The sequence below is a fragment of the Caballeronia sp. LZ065 genome (assembly GCF_031450975.1).
Taxonomy (GTDB): Bacteria; Pseudomonadota; Gammaproteobacteria; order Burkholderiales; family Burkholderiaceae; genus Caballeronia.
The window spans coordinates 1,169,508-1,195,165 of the sequence record NZ_JARUXV010000003.1; the positions used below are offsets into that span (position 1 = coordinate 1,169,508).

A 25,658-nucleotide genomic window follows, 5' to 3' on the forward strand; every position below is an offset into this window, starting at 1 on the left:
GACTTCACTTTCACGAACCAAACGAGGTGTGTCATGAAGATCGTCGTCATCGGCGGGACCGGGTTGATCGGGACGAAGGCCGTGGCCTTGCTGCGCGAGAAGGGTCATGAGGCGGTCGCCGCATCGCCGAGCACGGGCGTCAATGCCATCACCGGCGCGGGCCTTGCCGACGCGCTGCGCGGCGCGCAAGTCGTGATCGACGTGACCAATCCGCCGACGCACGACCGCGAAGCCGTCATGGCCTTCTTCCGCGACGCCACGCGCAACCTGCTTCAGGCCGAGCGCGAAGCGGGCGTGCAGCATCATGTCGTGCTGTCGATCGTCGGTGTGGACCGTATGAAGGGCAATGCGTACTACGCGGCGAAGTGCGTGCAGGAAGCGCTGATCGCGGAATCGGGCGTGCCGTATTCGATCGTGCGTGCCACGCAGTTCTTCGAGTTCCTGGGCACCATTGCCGACCTGAGCACCGTCGAGGGCACGGCGCGGCTCTCGCCGCATCAGTTCCAGCCCATCGCCGCCGACGACGTCACGGCCATCATCGCGGAGATCGCGCTGGGCGCGCCGCTGAACGGCATCGTGGATATCGCCGGTCCCGAGCAGGGTGCGATGCATGCGTTCATCGGCACTTACCTGCGAGCCGTGCGCGATGGCCGCCGGGTCATCGCCGACGACAAGGCCACCTACTTCGGCGGCGTGATGAGGGAGCGTTCTCTCGTGCCGATGGGCGCGGCGCGGCACGGCCGCACGAGTCTCGGCGCCTGGCTGGACCGTGCCCGCCAGAAGCCGCTCGCCACCGCCTGAAGCGTCTAGAAGATGTGCATCATCCCGACATACGCGCCGGTCTGCGATTCGCCCGCGAGCGGACTTGTCGGGCTGGACGCGTCGCGCGGCGTCGCGAACACGGAGAACGTGCCGTTCGCGCTGTTGCGCACGTAGGCCACCGTGCCGTACAGGAAGGTGCGCTTGGTGAAGTTGTAGGTGGTGCCAAGCGCGTAGAGCGTGGCATGGCTCGCGGGATCGTGCGCCGCGTCGCCGCTGCCCGCGCCGACATGAATATAAAAGCCCGCCGCCGTGACCGCCCAGGCGGGCGTGGCCTGATACGTGGCGCCGAGCCAGTAGTGATCGGCGCTGTCGGCCACGCCCGCCGGCGAGTCGGGCGCGGCGTAGTGCGTGTAGGCCATCTGCAGCTTCCACTTGTCCACCTTCACATTCGCGCCGACGAAATATTCCCGCGATGCCTGGAAGATGTTGTCGAGCTTGCCGTCCTGGCTGCGGAGTTCGTCGTAGATGCCGCGCAGGTCGAGCAGCGTCGAATGGTAGCTCAGCATGATGCCTTCGGAGCGGCCGAACTCGCCCGGCGCGCCGCGATTGAACGCGCCCGGCTGGTTGCCGAACGCATATTGCCCCTGCACGTCGACGCCATGGAACACCGGGCTGTGGTACTCGACGTTATTGCTGGACTGCTGCCAGTTGCGGCCCCGCACCAGCGACGCCGACGACACCGCTTCCTGGACGAAGGGGTCGAATTCCCAGACGCCGTCGCTGTCGATGAAGAGATTGCGGCCCGCCTGGATTTGCCCCCATGTCTTCGAGTTCAGGCCGGCGTAGGCGCGGCGGGACCATAGACGCCCGCCGCCAGTTGTGCCATTCATGATCTGTATGGCGGTTTCGAGATCGAAGACCGCGCTCAGGCCGCCGCCCAGGTCTTCATTGCCTTTCAACCCCCACATGCTGGTGCCCCAGTCGCCGCCCTCCGCGCTCCAGCGCGAGGTGTTGCCGTTGGCGCCGTTTGCAATGTGATTCAGGTATTCGATGCCGCCGTCAATGCGGCCGTACATCGTGACGGTGGACTGGGCGAAGGCGGTGGAGGCGAACAGGAGCAACGCTCCTGCGTTCCAGGCATGCGGTTTCATGAGCCGGCGTCTCCGTCTGGTTCTGTCCTTGGCGATGGGCAAGGAAGCGGTTCACGCGACCATAGCACTAACTCGGGAAGAGGGTTGGGTTAGGTGCGGAGCGTTGAAACACAGCGGGCGAGCCAGATTCATCGGCCGGCGTGACGAAAGTCCCATCGTGAGGAAGGCCGCGGAGAAGCATGATGAAACACGTCAATGTTTTTGCCGGTCGTGCTCAGGCGATGTTGATCGGTTCAACGATCGCCTACACAACCGCCAACGGTCACTACATTCTGATGACCATTCGCGACGATAGGGCGAAGTTCGCATCCGGCAGCCGGATGGACAACACCCCAGACGAAAACAAGGCGGTGGTCCAGGGCATGATCGCCCACTTCGGCACCTACACCGTGGACGAGTCTGACAAGACCATCACTTTCCATATCGCCAGCAGTTCGTTCCCGAACTGGAACGGCGTCGAGCGGAAGCGACCCTTCACCGTCGACGGGGACCCGCTCGAATGGAAAACGCCGGGCTCGAGCGGCGGCACTGCCGAAGTAATGATGCGGCGGTTGGAATGATGCAGCCGCCACGTCAGCGCAATGCGCTAACGCGTCCCGCAATCGGTACTGAACGTGCGTATCACCCGCCCAGCCTGCGTCAGCGTGATGCTGACCTTGCAGACATCGCCCTTGACGGACGACACCTTCAGCGTCGATACCGCATGGCTCTCGCCTGCGCGCAACCGCAGCCTGCCCATTTGAGCCACGTTCGAGGTTCCCAATGCGCCTGAGCGAAACACGCGCAGGTCATAACCGAGATCGGTATCGCTTACGCTGACAACATACGGCACCACGCGGATCGCACCATTGGCAGAAGCGACATCAAAGGAAACGAGGACATCGGATAGCGCGAGCATGCTGGACTCCTTGTCGGCGAAACGCCCCGCGACCACAAAACGCCCCGCGCGCCGAAGCTGGAAAATCACTCCGATCACGCAGGGCAAACACACACATCGACCGGACAGCCTGGGGCATGACTGTCCGGGTCAGGCCACGAAAGGAACGCCTGGACCTACGCGATCAACGCTGGCTGATGGTCGCCGAATTGTGGCTGCCCGCTTGCGAGACGGTCGCGACGTTCCCCGATCCCGCCTGTGCAATCGACGCATAGTTGTTCGACAGAGACTGCGTCGCCGAGATGCGGTTGTTGCTGCCGGATTGCGACGCGTACAACTCGTTGGCCGTGCCGGTCTGCGAAGCAAGCAACGTTTCTTCCACGCCGGCCTGATACGCGATCGCCGTGTGGCCGCTGCCGTTCTGCGTCAGATCGAGCTTCGAGTTCGTCGCACCGACTTGCGACAGCGTGGCCGCATTCACCGCGTTGCCGGTCGAGATCTGCGTCGAGGTGATCTCGTTGCCGTTGCCGCTCTGTTGCAAGGTTGCGATCGTGTTCACGCCCGAGCCGCTTTGCGAGACGGTCGCGCTCGAACCGATTTCGTTCGATTGAGCCACCGCGGCCGTGCTCGCCGAGCCCGATTGCGTCACCGACACCGTACCGCCGAGCGCCAGCAGTCCCGACACGTTCGCCGTGTTGCCGGAGCCGCCCTGCGTCACGCTGGACTGCTCGAGCGCCGACAGGGTCTGTGCGACGTTTGCCGTATTGTTCGAGCCGCCTTGATCGATCGTCGTCGTGTTGCCGAGCGTGCCCACTTGCGTGACCGTGGCCGTTGCTGAAGCGTTGCGCTGCGCGATGTTCGTCGTGTTGATGTAACTGGCCGTCTGATTCACGCTTGCATTGGCCGACGTCCCGCTTTGCTGGATGTTGGTCGTATTGCCCGTCGAGGACGCCTGATTCACCGAGGCCTTGTTGTAGAGGCCGCTCTGACGAATACCCGTCGTGTTGTCGGACCCGACGTTCTGCGCCACGCTTGCGGTGTTGATATTGGTCTGGTTGATCGACGTCGCATTGCCGGTGCCGCTGTTGGAGTTGACGGTCGCGGTCGACGCGCTGAGCAGACCAGACTGCGTGATATCGACCTTGTTCTGCACCTCGCTCGTCTGCGTGACCGAAGCCTTGGCCGAAGTGAGCAAGCCGCTCTGATTGATGTTGGTCGTGTTCTTCGAACCGCCGCTCGTATTCACCGATGCACTGTTCAGCACGTTCGACTGGTTGATCGTCACGTTGTTGCCGCTCGTGCTCGACTCCGCCACATTGGCCGTGTTACCGGCCGCGATCACGCCGCCTTGCTGCGAGACGGTCACGGTGTCGCCATTCGTGTCCTGCTGGTTGACGGTCGCACTGTTATAGGCGCCGATGGTGTTCACCGTCACGGTGTTGTCCGTGGCCACGGCGAAGGCGCTCGACGAAGCCAGTGCGAAAAAACCCATTGCGACGACGGATGTCTTGATCTTCATGGCGATAACCCCTTTGGAGATATGAACGATGTTGCTGTTATTGTTACTTCACGACTACATGCCGGATCTGATCGTCAAGTGAGCGCCTCCCTTGTGCGGCTCGCACTGAAATGGGCTTTTGTGTCTTGCGCGTTACCGTGCAATCGCCAGCGCTCTTGCTCCGTTGCCCGTCTGCTGGATCTGGATGCCGCTTCCGGAGCCGGCCTGAATGATGGCCGCCTGATTGCCGTTGCCGCGTTGCGAGACGGACGAATCGTTAGCCGAGCCGTACTGTGCAATGGATGCATGGTTGCCGTTGCCCTGTTGCGTGGTGCTGGCCGTGTTGTAAGAACCCGATTGCAGGCCCGCGTACTGATTGCCGTTGCCCGACTGCGAGAGCGCCTGCCAGTTCTGCACGCCGCTCTGCTGCGCTGTGGCCGCATTCGCCAAACCCGCCTGGCCGATGCTCAAACCGTTGACGCCCACCTGCCGTGCGTTCGCCACATTGCCCGCGCCCGCCTGACGGATCGCCGCGCTCTGGCCGCCCGACGCGAATCCCGGTTCGCCCGGACCGAAGTCCGAGGTGAACGAGAGATCGCTTGCATGAGCGAGCATCACGGTCCCGATCGCCAGCCACCCGATAAGGGATGCCAACGAACCCATGGCGATACGCTTCCCGTTGAACACGTCTTTCATCTGCTTCTCCTGATGAGCGAGGCCTTCGAAACGAAGCGGCTCAGCTTCCCGTCGAGCTCTTGGCCTTGTCGATCCTCGTCGGGTCGTAGGGCGTATCGAGCTTGTCCATTTCAGCCGCATAGCGATGGTCTTCCTGCAAATAGCGCTGCAGCGTCGGGTCGTACCAGTCCTTGTCATCCTTGAGCGCCCAGGTCTGATTCTTCAGGCCCTGGACGATCAGATGAACCACCGCCGATTCGATCGCTTCCTTCACGCACAGCTGCGCCGGTTCGTTGCGCGTCAGGCCCGCCTCGGCCTGGAGCAGATCCTTGAAGCCGACGAACTTGTAGACGCCGATATCGACCTGATACGAATAGATGGTCTTGGTCGTCGATACGCTGTTCAGGATCTGGCCGTTGCGGATATCGACCGTGCGCAGATTGACGGTGACCTGATCCACACGATACTGCTGCGAACCGCTGATCCCGAGATAGCCCACGCCCGCGCCGCCCGTTCTCACATTCGAGTCATAAGCGACGATTCCGCCTTCCAGAATCACGCTCGCCGGCGCGAGTGCACCGATCTGCGGAATAGCGCGATTCTTGTCATCCGGCGTTTCGAGCGCGCGCATGATCTTGCGCTCGGTCAGGAGGTCTTGCAGGTTCTCCCGCTCGACCGGCGTGAACCAGCCGGAGTCGCGCATGGACGCCACCAGGAAGGACGCGCCGCCCTGCGTCACTTGCGAAGAGAACGAGCTGTCGGGCGACGGCTTGTATTGGCCCGTCAGATCGCGGAAACCGTACACGGCGGCGAGCACGCGGCCCTTGGGCGGCGGCAGATGCACGAGATCCCGCGTGATGCGCGTGGGCGGTGTGAGCGTGGCATTGCTCGAAACGCTCTCAGGCGCCACCGCGCAACCGCCGAGCGTGAGCGCGGCGACGCTGGCCAGCGCGAGCGTCGCGCGAACTGCTGATCGATTCATCATCTTCCCCGTGGCCTGATTTTTTTATGTCGATAGCGGCGCAGAACGTCCGCTGCTTTTTGTTACTGCCCGCCGCTGACCACGAAGGTCGTCGAGGATCCCGTGGTCTTGTCGGTGGTCGTCACTTGCAGGTTGCCGCCGGCGATTTGCGCGATGTTGATCGAGAAATTACCGGTGTTGATCGTCCCCGGCTTGAGCGATCCATCCGCGCCCACAATGGAGCTCGTCACCGAACTCGCCACGCGCGAAAGGATGGCTTGTTGCAACTGGCTGTTGAACTGATCGAGTGTCGACTGTGAGCTGGTCAGGCTCGACAGGCTGGGGTCCTGATGCTTGTTCTGGGCCGTCGCCTGATCCATCAGCACGGGGCCGTTCAACGGATTGCCGCCAAAGGTGGGATTGACCGGCTCATACACGAGCGGCGACGCGAACGCAGCAGGTGTGCATGCGGCACTGATCATGGCGACAAGCAGGAGCGGCCTTGAAAGGCCTCGATGTGTTTTCATGAATCACCCCGTAGGTTGGTCTCGTTACCGCTTTATTGTTTTGCTGCCCGGTGCTGCGAACTACAGCTCGTCTGCTGCGAGATCGGATTCGTGAAACAGCAGGCGTGCGATATCGGCCTGCATCACGGTTTGCAGCACGCTTGCCGCCGCGCTTTCAGCAATGGGCCGCACATTGGCGCGGGCAATCGGCAAGAAGGCCTCGAACACGCGGCGCTGATCGTATTCGACCCAGACCAGACTGCCGTAGCGGGCGGATGGCCGTTCGTGCATGGACACGATGTAGCGCTCGCTCAACGGCATCTGCGTCCATGCCTGCGAGAACCAGGCGTAGAAGTCCTGCCCGACGAGCGTCACGGCGTTGTTCGTCACGATGCCGCCGAGCGCATCGATGAGCGGCTTCTGATTCGTCACATCGGGGGAGCGCGCGCCGGGTCTCGTCGCCAGCGTGTCGTTTCCACTCAGCGTCGACTGCTTGCCGACCGTGGCGCTGTCCGTGAGGGCGGGCTTCGTCGCGAGCGGCCTCACCTTGGTCAGCGGACCCGGCGTGGGCGGATTCGGCAGCGTGACGAGCGCACGCGCTTCGTTTCCCGATGCAGAGCCATGCGCGCTCACGGGCGACTCCGCGTCCTGCGCATCCTGAGCGTAGACCGCGGCACTCATCAACTTGCCGATCAGCACAGCAAGGAGCGCGTGCCTGCGCCGCCTTAAGCATCGCCTTGCATCGACAGCGTGTTGCATGAGCGTCTCCCCGTGGTGCGTCTGTTTTTGTTGTGGTCTGTGCGCATTCTCACGTTCGGACATGAACGACGTCCATGGTTCAAATGAACACCTCGCGCCTGCCGATGCATGCCTTGCATCGCGTGTCACGGCGAAACGTTACGGTGTTACGGCGAGGCAGCGCCACGCATCGACGCTTCCATCCGCCCCTTGTTCAGCCGCGACGCCAGTCCGGAAGCGCCTTGGATAACTGGCATGTGTTTTGCATCTTAGCGACGGAGATCATGAAAGCGAGTCCGACAACACAGAGCTCGCACAACAACGACAAAGCAGCGTTTCATGAAAAACGCCAATGAGAGAACCGCAGAGGGGAATGGAAATGCTGGATGTATTCGGGGATTTGGCGGTCGGCGACGACGGTCTGACGATCGCGCAGGAAAGCCTGGCACCCATGCCGGCAGCCGGCATCGTCGCGCTGGATGACGCCATGAACAGCGATGCCGCCGCGCTGATCGAATACTTGCTCAACGAAGAGACGACCGTCATAGCGGTCGATGTCGATCTGAACGTCAGGTGCCAGATGTCGAACGCCGCAACGCTTCTGAAGGAAGGCGCAGGTCTGTCGATTCGTGATGGACAACTCATGCATCAGGACCCGGACGTACATCAGGGACTGCGCTCGAGGCTGGCGAAGGCGCTCGCTCCCGGCATGCCCTGTGCCGTCGTGCTGCCCGGAACGTGGGGACATGCCTGGCATGTCGTGATCACCCCGGAAGCGAACATCTCTTTCTCAACGCCGCCGCGCGCCGTGTTGCGGATCGAGCGACGCCACATTTTCCGTCGGCCGGAAGTCGAAACGCTGCAGAACGTATTGCGGCTTTCGCAAGCGGAAGCGCGCGTACTGTCCGAGTTGATCTGCGGCCATAGCGTCATTGAATGCGCCACGCTTCTCGATCTCTCGGTGGCCACCGTACGCAAGCACCTCGCCGCGATTCTCAAGAAAACCTGCTGCTCGCGTCAGTCGGAATTGATGCGGCTCGCGAGCATCGTGATGTGAGTGAACGGCCGGGTTCCGCTCACTCCATCAAAGCTTCGATCCCCCATCCACGCGCAAGGTATCGCCGGTGATCCAGCGCGCCTCGTCGGACGCAAGGAACGCCACCGCCGCGCCGATATCGCCGGGTTCAGCCATGCGCTTGAGCGCCTGAATGCCGAGCGCGAAATCCCGTCCCGCGTCCGTCTTCGCGAAGCTGGACATATCGGTCGGCACGACGCCGGGGGCCACCGCATTGACGCGGATGCCGCGCTCGCCCAACGTCGCGGCGAAGTGTTTGACCAGCGTGTCGATCGCGCCTTTGGTCGCGGCGTAGGCGGCCAGCGTACCGAGCGACGCGTGCGCCACCAGCGACGACAGCAGCACGACGCTGCTGCCCTCGCATAACACCGGCAACAGCTGCTGCACGATGAAGAACGGCGCACGCACGTTGACCGCATACAGATCGTCGAACTGCTGCACCGTGGTCTCTTCGATCGTCGCCGAGCCGGCAATGCCGGCATTGGCCACCAGGATGTCGAGACGGTCGCCGACGATTGCACGCGTGCGCTGCGCAAGCAGATGCGGACCGTCGGCGGCGCGCAGGTCCGCAGCGATCTTCTCCGACGTGCCGCCCGCCCGGCGTATCTCGTCGACCACCGCGTCGGCTTCCTGCTCGCCGCGGCCATAATGCACCAGCACCTGCGCGCCCGCCCGTGCCAGCGCCAGCGCACTGGCGCGGCCGATGCCGCGTGATGCGCCCGTCACCAGCGCGGTCTTGCCATTCAGCGTATCCATGTCTGCTCCTTGAATGCTCAGCCCGCGGTCTTGCCGCCGTCGACCGTGACGATCTGCCCGGTCACGAACGCAGCGCCGTCGGACGCCAGATAAAGCACCGCTGCCGCGATGTCCTCGGGCGCGCCGATCCGCGCGAGCGGCACCTTGCCCGCGAGGGCGGCCTTGCGCTCGGCGGTGCCGGTGAAGCGGTCGAGCATGCCGGTGTCCGTCGGTCCGGGCGCCACCGCATTGACGCGCACGCCGGTGCCGGCAACTTCCAGCGCCGCCGATTTCGTGAACCCTTCCACCGCGTGCTTGCTGCCGGCGTAGATCACCGCATAGGCCGCGCCTTCGTGGCCATAGGTCGACGAGATGTTGATCACGCTGCCCGATCGTTGCGCGGCCATGATGCGCAGTTCGTGCTTGAGGCTCAACAGCACGCCCAGCACGTTGGTGTCGAAGGTCGCTGCGTAGCTGTCCGGCGAGACGTCGGTGATCGGTCCCGGCGTGCCTTCCGTGCCAGCGTTGTTGACCGCGACATCCAGCCTGCCGAAGCGGGCGACGGTCTGGTCAACGAGATCGCGGACTTCGTCGTCGTGCCGTACGTCGGCCTGGATGAAGCGGGCCTCGGCGCCGAGTTCGCGCAGTTCGGCTTCGAGCGCGGCGCCCTCGGCCGGACGACGGCCAGAGACGACAAGCTTCGCGCCGGAGCGAGCAAAAGCAAAGGCGGTGGCGCGACCGATGCCGGTCAATGCACCGGTGATGAGAACAACGGGCTGACTCATGGTGAAACTCCTGTAAGGTATTGCTGCGATGCATGACTCGGGGTCACCTTCGCAACTGGATTCGGGTCGGACAGGACTTAATGTAGGCGCCCGTTGCGCCGTTGAGAAAGACTTTCGAGGCGGGTGGGCATGCCTAGCAGGCATGGAGAACCGGGCGATGGAACTACGGCATTTGCGCTATTTCATTGCGGTCGCTGAGACCGGCAGCCTGACCGAGGCAGCCGCCAGCCGGCTGCACACGTCACAGCCGTCGTTGAGCCGGCAGATTCGCGATCTCGAGGATCGGATCGGCACGGCGCTGTTGCAGCGCAGTGCGCGCGGCGTCGAGTTGACCGACGCAGGTCGCGCGTTTCTCGATCATGCGCGGCTCGCGATGGCCCAGGTGGACGCCGCCGTCGAAGCGGCGCGACGCGCGGCGCAGCCCGCCAAACCGCGCCTGGCGCTGGGCTTTTTGACCGGTCAGGAGATGACCTGGCTGACCGAGGCGATGCATCTGTTGCGCGACAAGTTGCCGAACATCGAGGTCACCGTCACGAGCGACTACTCGACGGAACTGGCCAGCGCGCTCGCGCACGGCAAGCTCGACGTCGCGTTCATGCGCGCCGAGCCCGGCCACGGTCTCGACTACCGGATCATCGGCCAAGAGCCGCTGGTCGTGCTGATGCCGAGCGATCATCCGTTGGCCGCACGTAAAAGCGTGCGCCCGGAGGACTTGCGGCACCAGCCGTTCATCGCAATGGCGGATAAAGCGAAGGTGCTGGGGCAGGTCATCGATGGCTATCTGACGAAAGCCGGTGTCGAAGTGGAGGTCACGCAAAGGGTCGACAATCCGGCCATGGTGATGTCGCTGATCGCTTCGACGCGGGCCGTCACGTTGATCCCGGCCTACGTGCAGAAGCTGATGCCATGGTCCGTGGTCAGCCGTCCGTTGAAAGGCGAAGCGCCGACCATCGATCTGGTGGTCGGCACGAGTCCCGGCAACGCAGCGCCTATCGTCCAGTTGTTTTTGTCGCGACTGGAGGCGTTGAGAGCGAATAGCATGCGGCGTGCGGAGTGAAGCTGGCGTGGCGACAAGCCCATTGCGGCTCGCGCGTCGCTGCGTCATTCGGGCACGAAGGCATCCGGAATCGCACGTTGTAGAAGCGTCGCCTGCCTGTACACGGACTGCATGAACACGCTCGCATTCCGCGACGGCGGCGCAAATCGCGAGTACACGAAATGCGCGGTCAACCCGATCGCTTCACGCAGCGGCCGAATGACCAGCGCACTTCCCGTAGTCGCGAAGTTGTCGACGATCGTCACGCCCAGTCCGCCTTCCACGAGGGCAAGCGCCTGATCCGCGCGCATCACATCGATCGTCGACCTGAGTTCGACGCCGGCTTGTTGACAAGCTTGCGCGATGACCGTACCGAAGGGAATGTCGCGCTTGAACAGCACAACAGGCTCGTCTACGAGATCCGCGAGCGACACCTCTTGTCGAGCCGCCAGCCGGTGTCCCGCCGGCATCGCGCAGACCATGTTGCCGACCATGAACGGAACGTTTTCCAGGTGCTCGTGCAGGACCGGCATCGCGGCAATGGCGACCTCCGCTTCCTTGCTGAGCAGTTCCATCGGCATGTCGGCCATCAACGTGGTCTGCCAGCTTACCGTCAGCGCAGGCAGCCTCTTCTTCAGTTCGACGAGCGCGGGCGCGACCACACTCATCGCCAGCGAAGCACTGCACGACACCCGCAGAAGACTCGACGGTCCGAGCGCGAGCGCATGGGCGAACTCGTCCACGCGCACTGCCGCCTGATAGACCTGCTCGACCTCCCTGAACAGCGCATGAGCCTCCGCCGTCGGCACCAGACGGCCTTTCGAGCGCTCGAACAGGCGCAGACCGAGCGTCGTCTCGACATGCGACACCAGCTTGCTGACAGCGGGCTGTGAGACGAACAGCAGCTTCGACGCCGCATTGATCGATCCGGTCAGCATGACCGCACGAAACACCTCCATATGACGAAGCTTGAAGCGCATGGCGGCCGTCCGGACGATTAACCAAAAGTTATACGTTAGCTGACTTTCGGCATACGACAAAGCGGGCGTTAGTCCCTAGTATCGGTTCAAACGATGTCGAACTCTCGGAGACAGAAGGATGAACCAGCTGGATTTGCATCATCGCGTGTGTGTCATTACCGGCGGCTCCGGTGCAATCGGTTATGCGATCGCCGAACGACTCGTCGCTTCAGGCGCCAAGGTAGTGCTGTGGGATATCGACGGCGCCGCCGCCCGGGCGGCGGCCGAAACCGTTCGTGCGGCTTCATCGGCTCAGGTGAACGTGACGGATGCCGCGAGCGTGGCCGCTGCGGCGAAGTCCGTCGCCGAACACTACGGCTCCATCGACGTGCTGATCAACGCAGCGGGCATCAACGGTCCGATTGGTCCTGTCGAAACGTATGCGATCGATGCCTGGCGACAGGTCATCGACATCAATCTCACGGGCGTGTTCGTCTGCTGCCGCGAAACGCTGCCGTATCTGCGCCGTGCGCGGCACGGGCGCATCGTCAACCTTTCGTCGGTCGGCGGCAAGGAAGGCAATCCGAATCAGGGCGCGTATGGCGCGTCGAAGGCGGGCGTGATTGCATTGACCAAGTCGTTGGGCAAGGAGCTTGCGGACACGGAGATTCGCGTCAATTGCGTCACGCCGGCTGCCATCGAGTCAGAGATGCTTCGCAACATGACGACCGACGCCCGCAATTTCGTGCTCGCGAAGATTCCGCTCGGACGCGCGGGCCGTCCCGACGAAGTCGCGTCGATGGTCGCGTGGCTTGCAACGGAAGAGTGCTCGTTCACGACTGGCGCCGCGTTCGATCTGACCGGCGGACGTGCGACCTACTGAGCCACCGGAACCGTGCAATGAAAAGACTCTCCCTGGCTCATCTCACGGTGCTCGACGTCGGGCCGCCGGATCTGATTTCACTGGCCGCGCAAGCGGGATTCAAAGCTGTCGGCATCCGCTTGTGTTCTCCGGTTCCCGGCGGGCTTGCTTATCCGCTGCGCGCAGGATCGCCTGAATTGCGCGACACGCTGCGTCTCATGGAAGCGCACGATGTCGCGGTTTCGGACATCGAAGTCGTTCGTATCGGTGCCGATACGCGTATCGACGACTACGTCCCCGTGTTCGAGGCAGGCGCGGAACTCGGCGCACGTCGCGCATGCATCAACATCGACGATCCGGAGCGTGCGCGCGTGATTGAGCGGCTGGGCGCGCTATGCGATCTCGCCCGGCCGTTCAACCTTGCGCTCGACATCGAATTCATGATCTGGCGCCCGGTCGCCCGGCTCGAAGACGCAGTCGGTGTCGTCAAGGCGGTGGACAAGGAGAACGCCTTCGTGCTGATCGATGCATTGCATCTGTTCCGCTCGGGCGGCACGGTCGAAGCGGTGGCGGCGCTCGATCCCGCGTGGATCGGCAGCGTCCAGCTGTGCGATGCGCCGATCGACGCGCCAGCGCCTGCCGGGATGGTCGACGAGGCACGCGGCAACCGGCTCTTGCCGGGCGAAGGCGAGTTGCCCTTGCTCCCGCTTCTCGATGCTTTGCCGAAGGACGTGCCGCTATCGGCTGAAGTGCCGCTCGCTCGCGAACCGGATGCGACGAAGCGCGCGGCCCTCGTCCGAGAGGCCACCGGCCGGCTGCTCGGAAAGAGTGCGTGGCCGCTGATTTGAAACTTCCAACAAATACACGGAGACAGACATGACGACAAACACGATACGCACCGGCGACACGACACGGTCCGAGCCGGCCGACAGCAGACGCCAGGCGAGAAAGGCCGCCATCGCCGGATGGATCGGCAGTGCGCTCGAGTACTACGACTTCTTCATCTACGGCACGGTAGCCGCGCTGGTCTTTCCGCGCATCTTCTTTCCGCCCGGCGACCTGGCCGCCGCGACGCTTGCCTCGATGGCCACGTTCGGCGTCGCGTATGCGGCCCGTCCCCTCGGCTCGTTCCTGATGGGACACTACGGCGACCGTCTCGGCCGGAAAGTCGTGATGGTCGGCACCCTGCTTCTGATGGGTGTTTCCACGTTTCTGGTCGGCTGCCTGCCGGGTTATCAGAACGCAGGGCTGCTCGCCCCCGCGTTGCTCGTCCTGTTGCGCATTCTCCAGGGCATCTCGGCGGCCGGCGAACAGGCCGGCGCGAATTCGATGTCGTTCGAACACGCGCCCGCGCATCGTCGCGGCTATTACACCAGCTGGACCCTGAGCGGGACGCAAGGCGGTCAGGTGCTGGCGCCCGCCGTCGTGCTGCCCCTCGCCGCCTTGCTGTCGGAAGATCAATTGCTCTCGTGGGGCTGGCGGGTGCCGTTCTGGCTCAGCGCGGTGGTGGTCATCGTCGGCTTCATCGTCCGTTCGCGGCTCGAAGAAACGCCCGCGTTCCAGAGCGAGGCGTCGCACGGCGACGTTCCGCGCGCGCCGCTCAAGACGCTCCTCACGACGTATCGCAAGGAACTGCTGCAAGTGTTCTTCGCGGCGCTGATCGCATCCGTTGGGACGACATTCGCCGTATTCGCGTTGTCGTTCTCGCGCACATTCGACCATCACATCAGTACATCGACGATGCTGTGGACAGCGATCATCGGCAATCTGATCGCGGTGTTCACGATCCCGGTCTATGCGACGCTCTCCGACCGCATCGGGCGGCGTCCGGTATTCATCGCGGGCAACATCTTGTGTGCGATTGCCGCCGCGATCTTTCTCTGGTCGATCACGACCGGAAGCGATGCGCTCGTGCTCGCGACGGGCGTTTTTCTGGGCGGCGTCGTCTACAGCATCACGAACGCCGTCTGGCCGGCGACGTACGCCGAGCGCTTTCCCACGCAAGTGAGACTCTCAGGCATGGCGATCGGCACTCAATTCGGCTTCGCGATCGCCGGCTTTGCACCGCTGATCGAAACGGCGCTGATCGGCAAGTTCGGCACCGCGCCGTGGGTGATGCCGGCCGTCTTCACGGCGTTCGTGTGTCTGTTGTCCGCGGTGTCGATTTATTCGATGAGGGAAACGTATGACGTTCCGCTCGAGCGCCTTGGGAAGCACTCTGGCTGAAGACGAGATGCGGTCCGGGAAACGCACCCCGCCCTGTTGAACAAAACCATAAAGAACCCTGCCCCCCTGCCGATAAACGTGAAGCAAAGGGGGCCGGACGACCGTTCGACCCGATCCGCAGCGCTTTCAGGGAGAGAACGAATTGGTCTTCAGCTACAGGGACATGATGGTCACGCCGGCAGCGATCCGGCACGGCGACATGTTTGCCGCGACGGCGCGCATCCAGGATCTCGACGGCACTGAACGATCCGTCCGGCTGCCGGGCGCGTTCCCGAATGTGGAAGACGCGATCCGTTTCGCGATTGCTGCCGGCTTTGAATATATCGACTGCGCGCCCCGCTGCGGAGCCGCTTGACCCTGATCCAGCCGGACGCACAGGCGATCGGTTAAAATCCCCCCGCGCCGCAGCCCTTGCGGCGCTCTCCTTCCAGCACTAGCCCCCGTCCAGACACCTATGTAGCGTATCGCGAGCCTCCTTCGTCACATCCATCTGACCGACAGGGGTTCGCGGACCTATGACGTGCGTCGCCGGCATCGCCCATGTGAGCGCCGCGCAGCGCATGCATCGCGTGACCGCGCCCGCGGTCGTTGCACTCATTCTCCATCCAGGTTCACCCATGAAGACCCACACATTGCGCGAGGAATGGCTCTCGAACGTGCGCGCCGACGTGCTTGCCGGCATCGTCGTCGCACTGGCGCTGATTCCCGAAGCGCTGGCTTTTTCCATCATCGCGGGCGTCGATCCGAAGGTCGGCCTGTACGCCGCGTTCAGCATCGCGGTGGTCTCGTCGATCGCGGGCGGCCGGCCCGGCATGATCTCGGCGGCCACCGGCGCCGTCGCGCTGTTGCTGTCGTCGCTCGTCAAGACACATGGCGTCGAATACGTGCTGGCCGCGGGCATCCTCGCCGGCATCCTGCAAATCGGCGCCGGATTTGCGCGGTTGGGCGCGCTGATGCGCTTCGTGTCGCGCTCGGTCATCACCGGCTTCGTCAACGCGCTGGCCATCCTGATCTTTCTCGCGCAATTGCCACAGCTTAACGCGCAGCCCTGGTACGTCTACGCGATGGTCGCGAGCGGCCTCGCCATCATCTATCTGCTGCCGCGCCTGACCAAGGCGGTGCCGTCGCCGCTCATCTGCATCATCGTCATGACGGCCATCTCCATGGCCCTGCATCTGCAACTGCGCACGGTCGGCGACATGGGCCAGTTCCCCGACCGCCTGCCGGTGTTCGCGTTCCCGCAAGTGCCCTTCTCGTTCGATACGCTGCGCATCGTGTTCCCGTATTCGGTGGCGATCGCCATCGTCGGGCTGCTGGAGTCGCTGATGACGGCCGCCATCGTCGACGACTACACCGACACCCCCAGCGACAAGAATCGCGAATGCCGCGGCCAGGGTTGCGCGAACATCGTTGCGGGCTTTCTCGGCGGCATGCCGGGCTGCGCGATGATCGGCCAGACGGTCATCAACATGAAGTCAGGCGGACGGCAGCGTCTGTCCACCTTCGTGGCCGGCGCGTTCCTGCTGGTGCTGGTGGTGTTCCTCGGCCCGTGGGTCAAGCAGATTCCGATGGCCGCGCTCGTCGCGGTCATGATCATGGTGTCGATCAGCACGTTCAGCTGGAAGTCGATCGGCAATCTGCGCACGCATCCGAAGAGTTCGTCGGCGGTGATGCTGGCCACCGTGATCGTGGTCGTGGCAACGGGCAATCTGGCGATTGGCGTCGGGGTCGGCGTGCTGCTCTCGGCGTTGTTCTTCACGTCGAAGGTGCGCCGCGTGCTGGCCGTGGAATCCACGCTCGACGAAGCCGCGAGCGAGCGCCGCTATGTGGTGCGCGGGCAGGTGTTCTTCGCGTCGTCGGAAGCGCTGGTGGCGGAGTTCGACTTCAAGGAACGGGTGCGCGCGGTGCGGCTCGATCTGTCGCATGCGCACTTCTGGGACATCACGGCCATCGATGCGCTGGACCGCATCGTGAACAAGTTCCGCCGCAACGGGATCGCGGTGGACGTGACGGGTTTGAATCGCGCGAGCGCGACGATGATCGAGAAGTACGCCACGCACGACAAGACGTCCGCGACGCACGCCGAACCCACGCATTGACACGCAGGCAACGCAGGCAACGCAGCGAAGCGCGGCGCTTCGCTGCTTCCACGAGCCCGCTCAGCCGAGCTTGATCGAGGTCGGATCAGCCGTGAGGTAGCCCACCGCCGCGCCGAAGCGATCCTTGTAGTTCGCGCGGATCAGCGGATCGAGCGTGGCCTGCACTTTCGCATGCAGCGGCAGTTCCCAGTCGCCGGCGTGCTGGAAGTTGCTCATGATGTAAGTCCAGCCGTTGATCTCGTCGACGGCATGCAGGCCCGTCGATTCCGCGCCCGCCGGCGCCGAGAGAATCCGCGTCAGCGACTTCGTATCGACGTTGTACGCCCACAGGAAGTTGTTGACGTGCCGGCCGCTGTCCTCGCCGATGAAGAGCGTGCGCAGCTTCTCCGAGAACTTGAGGTTGTCGGGATTCGCCACCTTCTCCGGATTGCCGATATTGCCGAGCACATCCGCCGTGATGTCCTCGCCGACCAGCGCGGCAGGCGCGGCGATATCCACCGGCACCCATTCGCTGTCGATGGCCGCGCCGCTCAGGTCGCGCTGGCCGCCCTTCAGGTTGAACGCATACACGGCGCCGGAATTGATCGCCTTGTCCACGGCGAAGTCGCCGGCGTGCGCATCGCCCTTGACCATCGATTTGACGATCTGCGACATCGCCGAATACACGATCTTGTCCTTCGCATTGACCGTCGTGCCTTCGAGCTTCGTGAAGGTCATGCTCGCGCCGCGCAGCGCGGCATAACGGTGCGTTTCCAGGAACGCGGCCGCCTTCTCCATGCCCGGCTTCACGCGGATCCAGTTGAACGCGCCGTTGAAGTTGATGCGCGTGTAGCTGGCATCCAGCGTCGCGCCGACGGTCGCGTCGCTGACCACGTCCATGATGTCGGCGAGCGTCAACGTGTTGGCCAGATTCTCGATTTCATCGCTGGTCGCGTGGCCCAGGTTGAGCCACGTGAGCGTCGCCGCGCCCGCGCCCGCCGTCGAGGTCTGCGCGCACTTCGCCACGTAGAGCGTGCCCGCCGAGAGATCGGCCTTCTTGTCCGCGACGAACATGAACACGCCGCCGTTGGTGGCATCGTCGCCCATCATCACGGTGCGCTCGTCCGGCAGCACCTGGATCAGCTCGTGCGAGATGCGGCCGAGGCAGTAGTGCTTCTTGATCGTGCCGGTGCCGTCCGGATTCACGGTGACTTCCGGCAGATGGCCGTAGTGATACGGACGCGCCTTCGTTTCGTCGCCATAGAGGTTCTTGCTGTAGGCGAGGAACTGCGCGTCCTTCGCGCCCAGTGCCGCGTCCGGCTCGTACTCCTCGCTCGACAAATGCGTGTTCCACGGCGACAGGCTCGCGCCGCAGGTGATCCACAGGCCGTTCGCCTTCGAGGTATCCACGTTCGCGTAGCTGACCAGCGAGAGCTTGCCGGTGGCCGGATCCTGGTCCAGCGTCAGCACCGCGATGGGCGACGGCAGGCGGCCGTACATGCTGGCCGCGTTCTGGTCGCGCGTGGTGTATTCGAACTGCACGACCGCGAACACGGCATTGCCCTTCACGCCCTTGACGGTCGGGTTGTCGAGTTTCAGCAGCGAGGTGCCGTCCGGACAGTCCGAGAAGAACTGGCGCTCCTTGCCGGCCACCGAGCGATCGATGATCGGCTGGTTATTGATGTCGACATAACCGCCCGCGACGATCGTGCCGCCGGCCGTGTTCGGCACCGTGTCGCCGGTGACGAAGAACGGCTGGTAGGCGAGCTTGTAGGCGCGCGAACTGCCGTCGCTAAAATTCACGGTCATCGACGAAGCAACCGTCGTGGTAGCCATCGCGTTCGGCGCCGCCAGCGTGGGCGCTGCCATGCCGGTGAAGGCCGCCGTGGTGAAGGCCGCCGTGGGCGTGGGCGTGGGCGTGGCCGCCGTGCTGTCGCTGCCGCCGCAGGCCGTGGTCAGCAGCGCGGCGGTCGCGGCGCCGCCGAGCGGCAGCATCGGAGCGCCGGCGAGGATCTTGAGGGCTTTGCGGCGGGAAAGGTCGGTGGGCAGCGCCATGTGTGGTTTCGAGTCCTGGAGTGGGGGTTGTTGTCATTGCATCGCGGACCGGATGCGGCCTGGCGTGCTGATCGACGCGCTACTTTAGGAAAAGATTGTGAAATCAATTTGACAGGCTTTAGTAATTTTATCGCCTTGCATCCGAAAGAATGACCCGCTACGCGCCACGGCAGGCGCTCACCATTCTCGAAACGAGAAGGCTGCATTCCGCGTCCGGGTCATTCCGCCGGCTGGCCCCGGCGCACAGAATGATGCGCACTGCGCCGAGATCGGCGCCGCAACCGTACTAACCGGCGCGCCAGGCTGCCAGCTCTTCCGGCGCGGGGACCTGTTCGCCTTTCGAGGTGGAGGACTTATGAGCAAGCAGGCAATCATCGTGGTCGACATCCAGAACGACTATTTCCCCGGCGGCAAGTGGGTGCTGGAAGGCGCCGACGCCGCCGCGGACAACGCGCGCGCCGTCATCGAGGCCGGCCGGGCCAACGGCGACTTCATCGTGCATGTCCAGCACGTGACGCTGGCCGAGGGCGCGGCCTTCTTCGTGCCGGATACCGAAGGCGTGCAGATTCATCCCAAGGCAGCGCCGCTGCCCGGCGAGCAGGTGATCGTCAAGCATCACCTGAACCCCTTCCGCGAAACCGGCTTGGCCGACATGCTCGCGGCGCGCGGCATCGAGAAGGTGATCGTGGTCGGCAACATGAGCCATATGTGCATCGACGCCGTGACGCGTCACGCCGACGATCTCGGCTACGACACGACGGTGGTTCACGACACGTGCGCCACGCATGAGCTCGAATTCAACGGCGTGAAGGTGCCGGCCGCGCAGGTTCACGCGGCTTTCATGGCGGCACTGGACTTCGGCTACGCGAACCTGATCACGGCGAAAGACTTCGTCGAGTCGCGCCGGAAGGAAGCGGCCTGATCGTTGCGACAGACCGGCGGCGAGTCTCACGGACTTCTCATCTGCCCGTCATCTTCAGGCACCGAGCGCCTCGCATACTGCCTCTCAGGCTCGGCCAGTCGGCCGGCTGCACTCAAGGAGGCTCACATGAAGAAGTCGCTAATCGCCGCCATGCTGATTACTTCGTCGATGGCACTCGCGCTCGCATCGGGCACCGCGTCCGCGCAGGGCAAGTCGCGCGATCAGGTCAGGCAGGAACTCGTGCAGGCTCAGCATGACGGCGACGTGCCGTCGGGCAAGACCCAGTACCCGCCCTCCGAGCAACTGGTCGCGCGCAACAAGGAAGTGCATGCATCGGCGGTGCATGCGGGCGAAAAATCCCCGTCCGTCGATCAGCACGACAACCGCTGATTCGTCTCAATCGCTCGCGCATGCCGCGTCGGCTTGCAAGACGGGAGGCGCGGCGGGAGGCGCGGCGGCATGCGGGCGGCGCGGAAACGCCATCCAGAAGGTCGTGGACACGTGCGGCATGCTGCGCACGCCGCACGCTCCGCCGTGCCGTTCCATGATCGACCTGACGATGGCCAGTCCCAAACCCGTTCCCGCCGCCGAGTTGGAGCGCGCCGGATCGACGCGATAAAAACGGTCGAAGATCCGGTCCAGATGCGGCTGCGCAATCCCCTCGCCGGTATCCGACACGCAGACCATCGTCATGTCGGCGCCGTCCATCACGCAGACCTCGCAGTCGATCCTGACGACCGAACCCTGCGGCGCATGCGACAGCGCGTTCGAAAGCAGGTTGCTCAGGGCCCGCTGGTAGAGCAGCAGATCCGCATCGACGGCGGCCGCGCCGCCTACTTCGATGCTCACGCACGCCTCCTCCGCCATCGACTCGTAATAGCCCGCCACGCGCCCGGCTTCGGCGGCCGCGTCCAGAGCGCGCACCGCGAGCAGCGCACCGGCCTGCTCCGAGCGCGCCAGGAACAGCATGTCCTCCACCATCGTCGTGAGCCGTCGATACTCCTCGACGCTCGACTCGATCACCTCGCGATACTCGTTCGCCGCGCGCGGCTGCGACAGCACCACCTGCGCGGCCGCCTGCAGGTTGGTCAGCGGCGTGCGCATGTCATGCGCGAGGTCGGACGAAAACTGGCTCAGCAGCGTGAACGATTCGTTCAGCCGCCGCAGCATGGCGTTGAACGCGCGTTCCAGTTCCGCCAGTTCGCCCGCCGCGCCGAGCGCCGGCAACGGCTGCGCGAGCCGGTTCACGGAGATGGCCTCGGCATGCTCGACCATGCGCCGCAACGGGCTGATGCCGAGCATCGTGATGCCGTAGGCGAGCGCGGCGGCCAGCACCACGCCGAGTGCCTGGATCAGCACGATGGTCCGCGCCTGCGCGCGCAGCAACGCGATATCGCTCATGCGGTCGTAGCGCACCACCACCTCGACGGACCGCGGGCCGGACCCGAGCGGCACCCTGGCCGTCAGATAGCGGTAGCGGAGCGCATGGCTGTCCGGCTTCGCATCGTCGGCGCCGCGCCGGAAGCCCGGCGTCGAGATCAGCAAACGTCCGTCGACACCGAGAATCGCGAGGTCCACGTTGGCCCGCCCATGGAGCGTTTCGGTCACGGCCGCGATACCGGCTTCGGGTATGCCGTCCGGAACGGCCTCGGCGAGATGCGCGCGCACTTCCTGCACCGTGCCATCATCTCCGCGGACGACGTCGCTTCGAGACGTCCCTTCAACGTTTCATAGACCAGCACGCCGGTGGACGCGAGTACGAGCGAGGTCGACAGCACGATCAGCACCGTCAGGCGCGCGCGCAGCGTGCGCGGCAGGAAACACGTCACTGGAAGCTCCGCGCTTCCAGCACGTAGCCCATGCCGCGCACGGTATGGATCAGCTTCGGATGGTAGTGGTCGTCGACCTTGGAGCGCAGCCGGCGGATCGCCGAATCCACCACGTTCGTGTCGCTGTTGAAGTTCATGTCCCACACTTGCGAGGCGATGGTCGCGCGCGGCAGGATCTCGCCCGTGCGCCGCATCAGCAGCCACAGCAGCGCGAACTCCTTCGCCGTGAGCAGGATCGTGTCGCTCTTGCGCACGGCCTTGCGCCGCACCAGATCGAGTTCGAGATCGTCCACGCGCAACGTGGTGACTTCGCGCGGCTGGCCCCGACGCAGAATCGATTTGACCCGCGCCAGCAGTTCGACGAAATCGAATGGCTTGACCAGGTAATCGTCCGCACCGAGTTCGAGACCCTTGACGCGGTCGTTGACGTCGTCGCGGGCGGTGAGGAACAGCACCGGCAGCGACTTGATGCGGCGCAGGTTGCCGAGCAGCGTCCAGCCGTCCTGACCCGGCAGCATCACGTCGAGCACCAGCAGGTCGTAGTCCTCGACCTCGGCCTGATGCTGGCCGGCAATGCCGTCGCCGACCCAGTCGACCACGTAGCCCGCCTCCGTCAAGCCCTTCTGCAAATAGGCGCCGCTCTTCGGCTCGTCTTCCACGATCAATATACGCATCAATCCACACTCCGTGCAGGCCCGGCGCGGCGCGTCAGCACGCGGGGCAGGACACGCGCGAGCGCCGCGCGCAGCGATACCTGATGACTCAGGCGATACAGCACCGGCAACACCAGCAACGTGAGCGCCGTCGAAGAAAGAATGCCGCCGATCACCACCGTCGCGAGCGGCCGCTGCACCTCGGCGCCGGTGCCGGTGGCGAAGGCCATCGGCATGAAGCCGAGCGAGGCGATCAGCGCGGTCATCAGCACCGGCCGCAGCCGCGTGAGCGCGCCTTCGCGAATGGCGTCGTCGAGCGTCGCGCCCGACTCGAGCAGATTGCGGATGAACGAGATCATCACGAGGCCGTTCAGCACCGCCACCCCGCACAGCGCGATGAAACCGACCGCCGCCGTGATCGAGAGCGGCATGCCCCGCAGCCACAGCGACACCACGCCGCCGCACAACGCGAACGGAATGCCGGTGAACACCAGCAAGCCGTCCTTCATGTCGCCGAACATCACGAACAGCAGCACGAGCACCAGCAGCAAGGCCAGCGGCACGACCACCTTCAGGCGTCCGACCGCGCTCTGCAGCTGCTCGAACTGGCCCCCCCACGCGAGCCAGTAGCCGGCGGGCAGCCGCACGGTGTCGTCGATGCGCGCCTGCGCCTCGACGACGAACGACCCGACATCGCGGTCGCGCACATTGGCCGTCACCACCACGCGGCGCCTGCCGTTCTCGCGGCTGATCTGGTTCGGCCCCGCGCCGACCTCGACCTTCGCGAGCTCCGCGAGCGGCACATAGAGCGTGCGTGGCAGCGGCGCGCCGTTGCCGAGGCCCAAGCCGGAAGCCGCGCTGTCGGCCGGCGCGCGCGCCGTCAGCGGCAATGCAACCGGCAGACGCTTGATCGCCTCGATGTCCGAGCGCAGGTCATCCGGCAGGCGCACGACGATGTCGAAGCGCCGGTCGCCCTGGAACAGCGTGCCGGCCTTCTGTCCGCCGACCGCCGCGAGCACGGTGTCCTGCACGTCGGCGACACTCAGTCCGTAGCGGGCGAGCTTGTCGCGCTCAAGCGTCACGCCGAGCACCGGCAGCCCCGAGGTCTGCTCGACCTTCACTTCGACCGCGCCCCGCACCTTCTGCAACGCGCCCGCCACCTTGTCGGCGTTCTCGCGCAGCACGATCATGTCCTCGCCGAAGACCTTCACGGCGACGTCGCTGCGCACGCCCGAAATGAGTTCGTTGAAACGCAGCTGGATAGGTTGCGAGAACTCGTAGACATTGCCCGGGAAGTCGGCGAGCACGGTCTCGACATCCTCGATGATCCGCTCATGCGGTTTCTTCGGGTCCGGCCACGCGGATCGCGGCTTGAGCATCACGTAGGCATCGGAGAGATTGGGGGGCATTGGATCGGCGGCGATCTCCGCCGTGCCGGTGCGCGCGAACACGCGCTCGACTTCGGGCACGCGCGCCTTCACCGCCTGCTCGATGGCCTTCTGCATCTCCACCGACTGCGAAAGGCTCGTGCCGGGAATGCGCAGCGCCGCCACCGCCAGGTCGCCTTCGTTCAGGCTCGGGATGAATTCGCTGCCGAGCCGCGTGGCAAGCACGAGCGTCAGCGCGACGATCCCCGCCGCGCCGATCAGCACCCCGCGCGGCCGTGCCATGAAGCGCGTCAGGGTGGGCTCGTAGACGCGCCGCACGGCCCGCAAAAGCCGGCTCTCCTTTTCCTCGACGCGCTTGTTCACGAACAGCGCGACCGCGGCCGGAATGAACGTGACGGTCAGGAGCATCGCGGCTGCCAGCGCCATGACGACGGTGATCGCCATCGGATGGAACATCTTCCCTTCTACGCCCGTGAGCGCAAAGATCGGCAGATACACCACCATGATGATGAGCTGCCCGAAGATCAGCGCGCGGCGCGCTTCCTGCGAGGCCTCGAACACTTCGGCGAAGCGCTCCTCGCGCGTGAGCGCCCGGTTCGCGACACCTTGCGCGTGCGCGAGCCGCCGCACGCAGTTCTCGACGATCACCACCGCGCCGTCGATGATGATGCCGAAGTCGAGCGCGCCGAGACTCATCAGGTTGGCGCTGACGTGCGCGTTCACCATGCCGGCGAAGGTCATCAGCATCGACAGCGGAATCACCAGCGCGACGATCAGCGCCGCGCGCAGGTTGCCCAGGAACAGGAACAGCACTGCGATCACCAGCACCGCGCCTTCGAGCAGGTTCTTCTTGACCGTTTCCACCGCCTTCTCGACCAGCCCGGTGCGGTCATACACCGGTACGGCGCGCACGCCCGGCGGCAGCATGCGGTTCACCTCGGCAAGCTTCGCGGCCGCGGCCTTCGCCACCGTGCGGCTGTTCTCGCCCATCAGCATGAAGACCGTGCCGAGCACCGTCTCCTCGCCGTTCGACGTGGCCGCGCCGGTGCGCAGTTCGCGCCCGATGTCCACGCGCGCCACGTCGCGCACGCGCACCGGAACACCGCCCGAATTGGCGAGCACGATGTTCGCGAGATCCTCGGTGGAACCCGCCTGTCCCGGCACGCGCACCAGATACTGCTCGCCCCGCTTCTCGATATAGCCCGCGCCGACGTTCTCGTTATTGCGCTCGACGGCGCGCACGATATCGGCGAGCGTCAGGCCGTAGGACATCAGCCGGTTCGGATTCGGCGCGATGCGGAATTCCTTCACATAACCGCCGATCGAGTTCACCTCGGTCACGCCCGGCACGTTGCGCATCTGCGGCCGCACCACCCAGTCCTGGATCTCGCGCAGGTCCGCGAGCGTATAGCGGTTGCCGTCGGGCTTGCGCGCCGCCGCGCTCGCCTCGACGGTCCACAGGAAGATCTCGCCGAGACCTGTCGAAGTCGGACCCATCGCGGGCACGACGTTCCCCGGCAGCTTGTCGCGCGCCTCCTGAATGCGCTCGTTGACCAGCTGGCGCGCGAAGTAGATGTCGGTGCCGTCCTTGAAGATCACCGTGACCTGGGAGAGGCCATAGCGCGAGATCGAACGGGTCTGCTGCAGGTTCGGCAGACCGGCCATCGCGGTTTCGACCGGATACGTGATGCGCTGCTCGGCTTCGAGCGGCGAATAACCCGGCGCGGACGTGTTGACCTGCACCTGGACGTTGGTGATGTCCGGCACGGCGTCGATGGGCAGTTGCCGGTAGCTGAACAGGCCCCAGCCGGCCGCCGCGAGCGTCGCGAGCAGCACCAGCCAGCGGTGTGCAATGGCAAAGCGAATCAGCTTTTCGAACATGCGGCA

Annotated in this window: 24 protein-coding genes and 1 pseudogene; 11 read left to right on the forward strand and 14 right to left on the reverse strand. The window is 64.6% G+C overall.

What is annotated here, in order from left to right; genetic code table 11:
• Positions 1-33 precede the first annotated feature (33 nt).
• On the forward strand, positions 34-801 hold the full coding sequence (locus QCE63_RS25330) for an NAD(P)H-binding protein (protein ID WP_309836856.1): 768 nt from the start codon (positions 34-36) through the stop codon (positions 799-801).
• 5 nt (positions 802-806) lie between these two features.
• Here the strand turns inward: QCE63_RS25330 and QCE63_RS25335 are convergent, their stop codons facing one another.
• Positions 807-1,913, reverse strand: a complete 1,107-nt coding sequence (locus QCE63_RS25335; RefSeq protein WP_309836857.1) for a porin — start codon at positions 1,911-1,913, stop codon at positions 807-809.
• Positions 1,914-2,092: 179 nt separating this feature from the next.
• Between QCE63_RS25335 and QCE63_RS25340 the strand changes: the two genes are divergently transcribed.
• Positions 2,093-2,473, forward strand: a complete 381-nt coding sequence (locus QCE63_RS25340; RefSeq protein WP_309836858.1) for a lipocalin-like domain-containing protein — start codon at positions 2,093-2,095, stop codon at positions 2,471-2,473.
• A 26-nt stretch (positions 2,474-2,499) separates the two neighbouring features.
• Here the strand turns inward: QCE63_RS25340 and csgH are convergent, their stop codons facing one another.
• The 6 genes from csgH to QCE63_RS25370 form a co-directional block, all read right to left on the reverse strand.
• Positions 2,500-2,811, reverse strand: coding sequence for a curli-like amyloid fiber formation chaperone CsgH (gene csgH, locus QCE63_RS25345; protein ID WP_309836860.1), 312 nt, complete (start codon positions 2,809-2,811; stop codon positions 2,500-2,502).
• Between the two features lie 163 nt (positions 2,812-2,974).
• On the reverse strand, positions 2,975-4,309 hold the full coding sequence (locus tag QCE63_RS25350; protein ID WP_309836862.1) for a hypothetical protein: 1,335 nt from the start codon (positions 4,307-4,309) through the stop codon (positions 2,975-2,977).
• Positions 4,310-4,441: 132 nt separating this feature from the next.
• On the reverse strand, positions 4,442-4,984 hold the full coding sequence (locus QCE63_RS25355; RefSeq protein WP_309836863.1) for a hypothetical protein: 543 nt from the start codon (positions 4,982-4,984) through the stop codon (positions 4,442-4,444).
• Between the two features lie 40 nt (positions 4,985-5,024).
• On the reverse strand, positions 5,025-5,945 hold the full coding sequence (locus tag QCE63_RS25360) for a CsgG/HfaB family protein (RefSeq protein ID WP_309836865.1): 921 nt from the start codon (positions 5,943-5,945) through the stop codon (positions 5,025-5,027).
• A 62-nt stretch (positions 5,946-6,007) separates the two neighbouring features.
• On the reverse strand, positions 6,008-6,451 hold the full coding sequence (locus QCE63_RS25365) for a curli assembly protein CsgF (RefSeq protein ID WP_309836868.1): 444 nt from the start codon (positions 6,449-6,451) through the stop codon (positions 6,008-6,010).
• Between the two features lie 60 nt (positions 6,452-6,511).
• Entirely contained in the window at positions 6,512-7,111 is a 600-nt protein-coding gene (locus tag QCE63_RS25370; RefSeq protein WP_309836870.1) for a CsgE family curli-type amyloid fiber assembly protein, read from the reverse strand.
• A gap of 430 nt (positions 7,112-7,541) precedes the next feature.
• On the opposite strand from QCE63_RS25370, the gene QCE63_RS25375 reads away from it, so the two are divergent.
• Positions 7,542-8,225 carry a LuxR C-terminal-related transcriptional regulator gene (locus tag QCE63_RS25375; RefSeq protein WP_309836871.1) on the forward strand — a complete coding sequence of 228 codons (684 nt, stop codon included), beginning with the start codon at positions 7,542-7,544 and terminating at the stop codon, positions 8,223-8,225.
• A 27-nt stretch (positions 8,226-8,252) separates the two neighbouring features.
• On the opposite strand, the gene QCE63_RS25380 is transcribed toward QCE63_RS25375, so the two are convergent.
• Together QCE63_RS25380 and QCE63_RS25385 are read right to left on the reverse strand one after the other, a co-directional pair.
• On the reverse strand, positions 8,253-8,999 hold the full coding sequence (locus QCE63_RS25380) for an SDR family oxidoreductase (RefSeq protein ID WP_309836872.1): 747 nt from the start codon (positions 8,997-8,999) through the stop codon (positions 8,253-8,255).
• 17 nt (positions 9,000-9,016) lie between these two features.
• Positions 9,017-9,763, reverse strand: coding sequence for a glucose 1-dehydrogenase (locus QCE63_RS25385; protein ID WP_309836873.1), 747 nt, complete (start codon positions 9,761-9,763; stop codon positions 9,017-9,019).
• Positions 9,764-9,920: 157 nt separating this feature from the next.
• On the opposite strand from QCE63_RS25385, the gene QCE63_RS25390 reads away from it, so the two are divergent.
• A complete protein-coding gene (locus tag QCE63_RS25390) occupies positions 9,921-10,820 on the forward strand; it encodes a LysR family transcriptional regulator (protein WP_309836874.1) in 900 nt (299 codons plus the stop codon).
• Positions 10,821-10,864: 44 nt separating this feature from the next.
• On the opposite strand, the gene QCE63_RS25395 is transcribed toward QCE63_RS25390, so the two are convergent.
• Positions 10,865-11,779: a LysR substrate-binding domain-containing protein gene (locus QCE63_RS25395; protein WP_309836875.1), complete on the reverse strand. Its 915-nt coding sequence runs from the start codon at positions 11,777-11,779 to the stop codon at positions 10,865-10,867.
• A 118-nt stretch (positions 11,780-11,897) separates the two neighbouring features.
• On the opposite strand from QCE63_RS25395, the gene QCE63_RS25400 reads away from it, so the two are divergent.
• The 5 genes from QCE63_RS25400 to QCE63_RS25420 all read left to right on the forward strand — a co-directional run bounded on the left by QCE63_RS25400 (position 11,898) and on the right by QCE63_RS25420 (position 16,945).
• Positions 11,898-12,641, forward strand: a complete 744-nt coding sequence (locus QCE63_RS25400; protein WP_309836876.1) for an SDR family NAD(P)-dependent oxidoreductase — start codon at positions 11,898-11,900, stop codon at positions 12,639-12,641.
• Positions 12,642-12,658: 17 nt separating this feature from the next.
• On the forward strand, positions 12,659-13,468 hold the full coding sequence (locus QCE63_RS25405; protein WP_309836878.1) for a TIM barrel protein: 810 nt from the start codon (positions 12,659-12,661) through the stop codon (positions 13,466-13,468).
• Between the two features lie 28 nt (positions 13,469-13,496).
• Entirely contained in the window at positions 13,497-14,846 is a 1,350-nt protein-coding gene (locus QCE63_RS25410; RefSeq protein WP_309836880.1) for an MFS transporter, read from the forward strand.
• 142 nt (positions 14,847-14,988) lie between these two features.
• Complete coding sequence (locus QCE63_RS25415; RefSeq protein ID WP_309836882.1) at positions 14,989-15,201, forward strand: hypothetical protein; 213 nt, start codon at positions 14,989-14,991, stop codon at positions 15,199-15,201.
• 262 nt (positions 15,202-15,463) lie between these two features.
• Positions 15,464-16,945, forward strand: a complete 1,482-nt coding sequence (locus QCE63_RS25420; protein ID WP_309836885.1) for a SulP family inorganic anion transporter — start codon at positions 15,464-15,466, stop codon at positions 16,943-16,945.
• A 60-nt stretch (positions 16,946-17,005) separates the two neighbouring features.
• Here the strand turns inward: QCE63_RS25420 and QCE63_RS25425 are convergent, their stop codons facing one another.
• Positions 17,006-18,979, reverse strand: coding sequence for an alkaline phosphatase PhoX (locus tag QCE63_RS25425; protein WP_309836887.1), 1,974 nt, complete (start codon positions 18,977-18,979; stop codon positions 17,006-17,008).
• A gap of 355 nt (positions 18,980-19,334) precedes the next feature.
• Here QCE63_RS25425 and QCE63_RS25430 point away from each other — a divergent pair, with 355 nt between their 5' ends.
• The gene (locus QCE63_RS25430; RefSeq protein ID WP_309836889.1) at positions 19,335-19,901 is read left to right on the forward strand and encodes a cysteine hydrolase family protein; all 567 of its coding nucleotides are present in this window, start codon (positions 19,335-19,337) and stop codon (positions 19,899-19,901) included.
• 126 nt (positions 19,902-20,027) lie between these two features.
• The gene (locus QCE63_RS25435) at positions 20,028-20,291 is read left to right on the forward strand and encodes a DUF4148 domain-containing protein (protein WP_309836891.1); all 264 of its coding nucleotides are present in this window, start codon (positions 20,028-20,030) and stop codon (positions 20,289-20,291) included.
• Positions 20,292-20,297: 6 nt separating this feature from the next.
• Here QCE63_RS25435 and QCE63_RS25440 read toward each other — a convergent pair.
• The 3 genes and pseudogenes from QCE63_RS25440 to QCE63_RS25450 all read right to left on the reverse strand — a co-directional run bounded on the left by QCE63_RS25440 (position 20,298) and on the right by QCE63_RS25450 (position 25,652).
• Positions 20,298-21,730 (reverse strand): annotated as a pseudogene (locus QCE63_RS25440) (heavy metal sensor histidine kinase).
• On the reverse strand, positions 21,727-22,404 hold the full coding sequence (irlR, locus tag QCE63_RS25445) for a heavy metal response regulator transcription factor IrlR (protein ID WP_309836893.1): 678 nt from the start codon (positions 22,402-22,404) through the stop codon (positions 21,727-21,729). Before irlR ends, QCE63_RS25440 begins: the two are co-directional and overlap by 4 nt.
• Positions 22,404-25,652, reverse strand: coding sequence for a CusA/CzcA family heavy metal efflux RND transporter (locus tag QCE63_RS25450; RefSeq protein ID WP_309836895.1), 3,249 nt, complete (start codon positions 25,650-25,652; stop codon positions 22,404-22,406). The genes irlR and QCE63_RS25450 overlap by 1 nt, the downstream gene beginning before the upstream one ends.
• Positions 25,653-25,658: the final 6 nt, after the last annotated feature.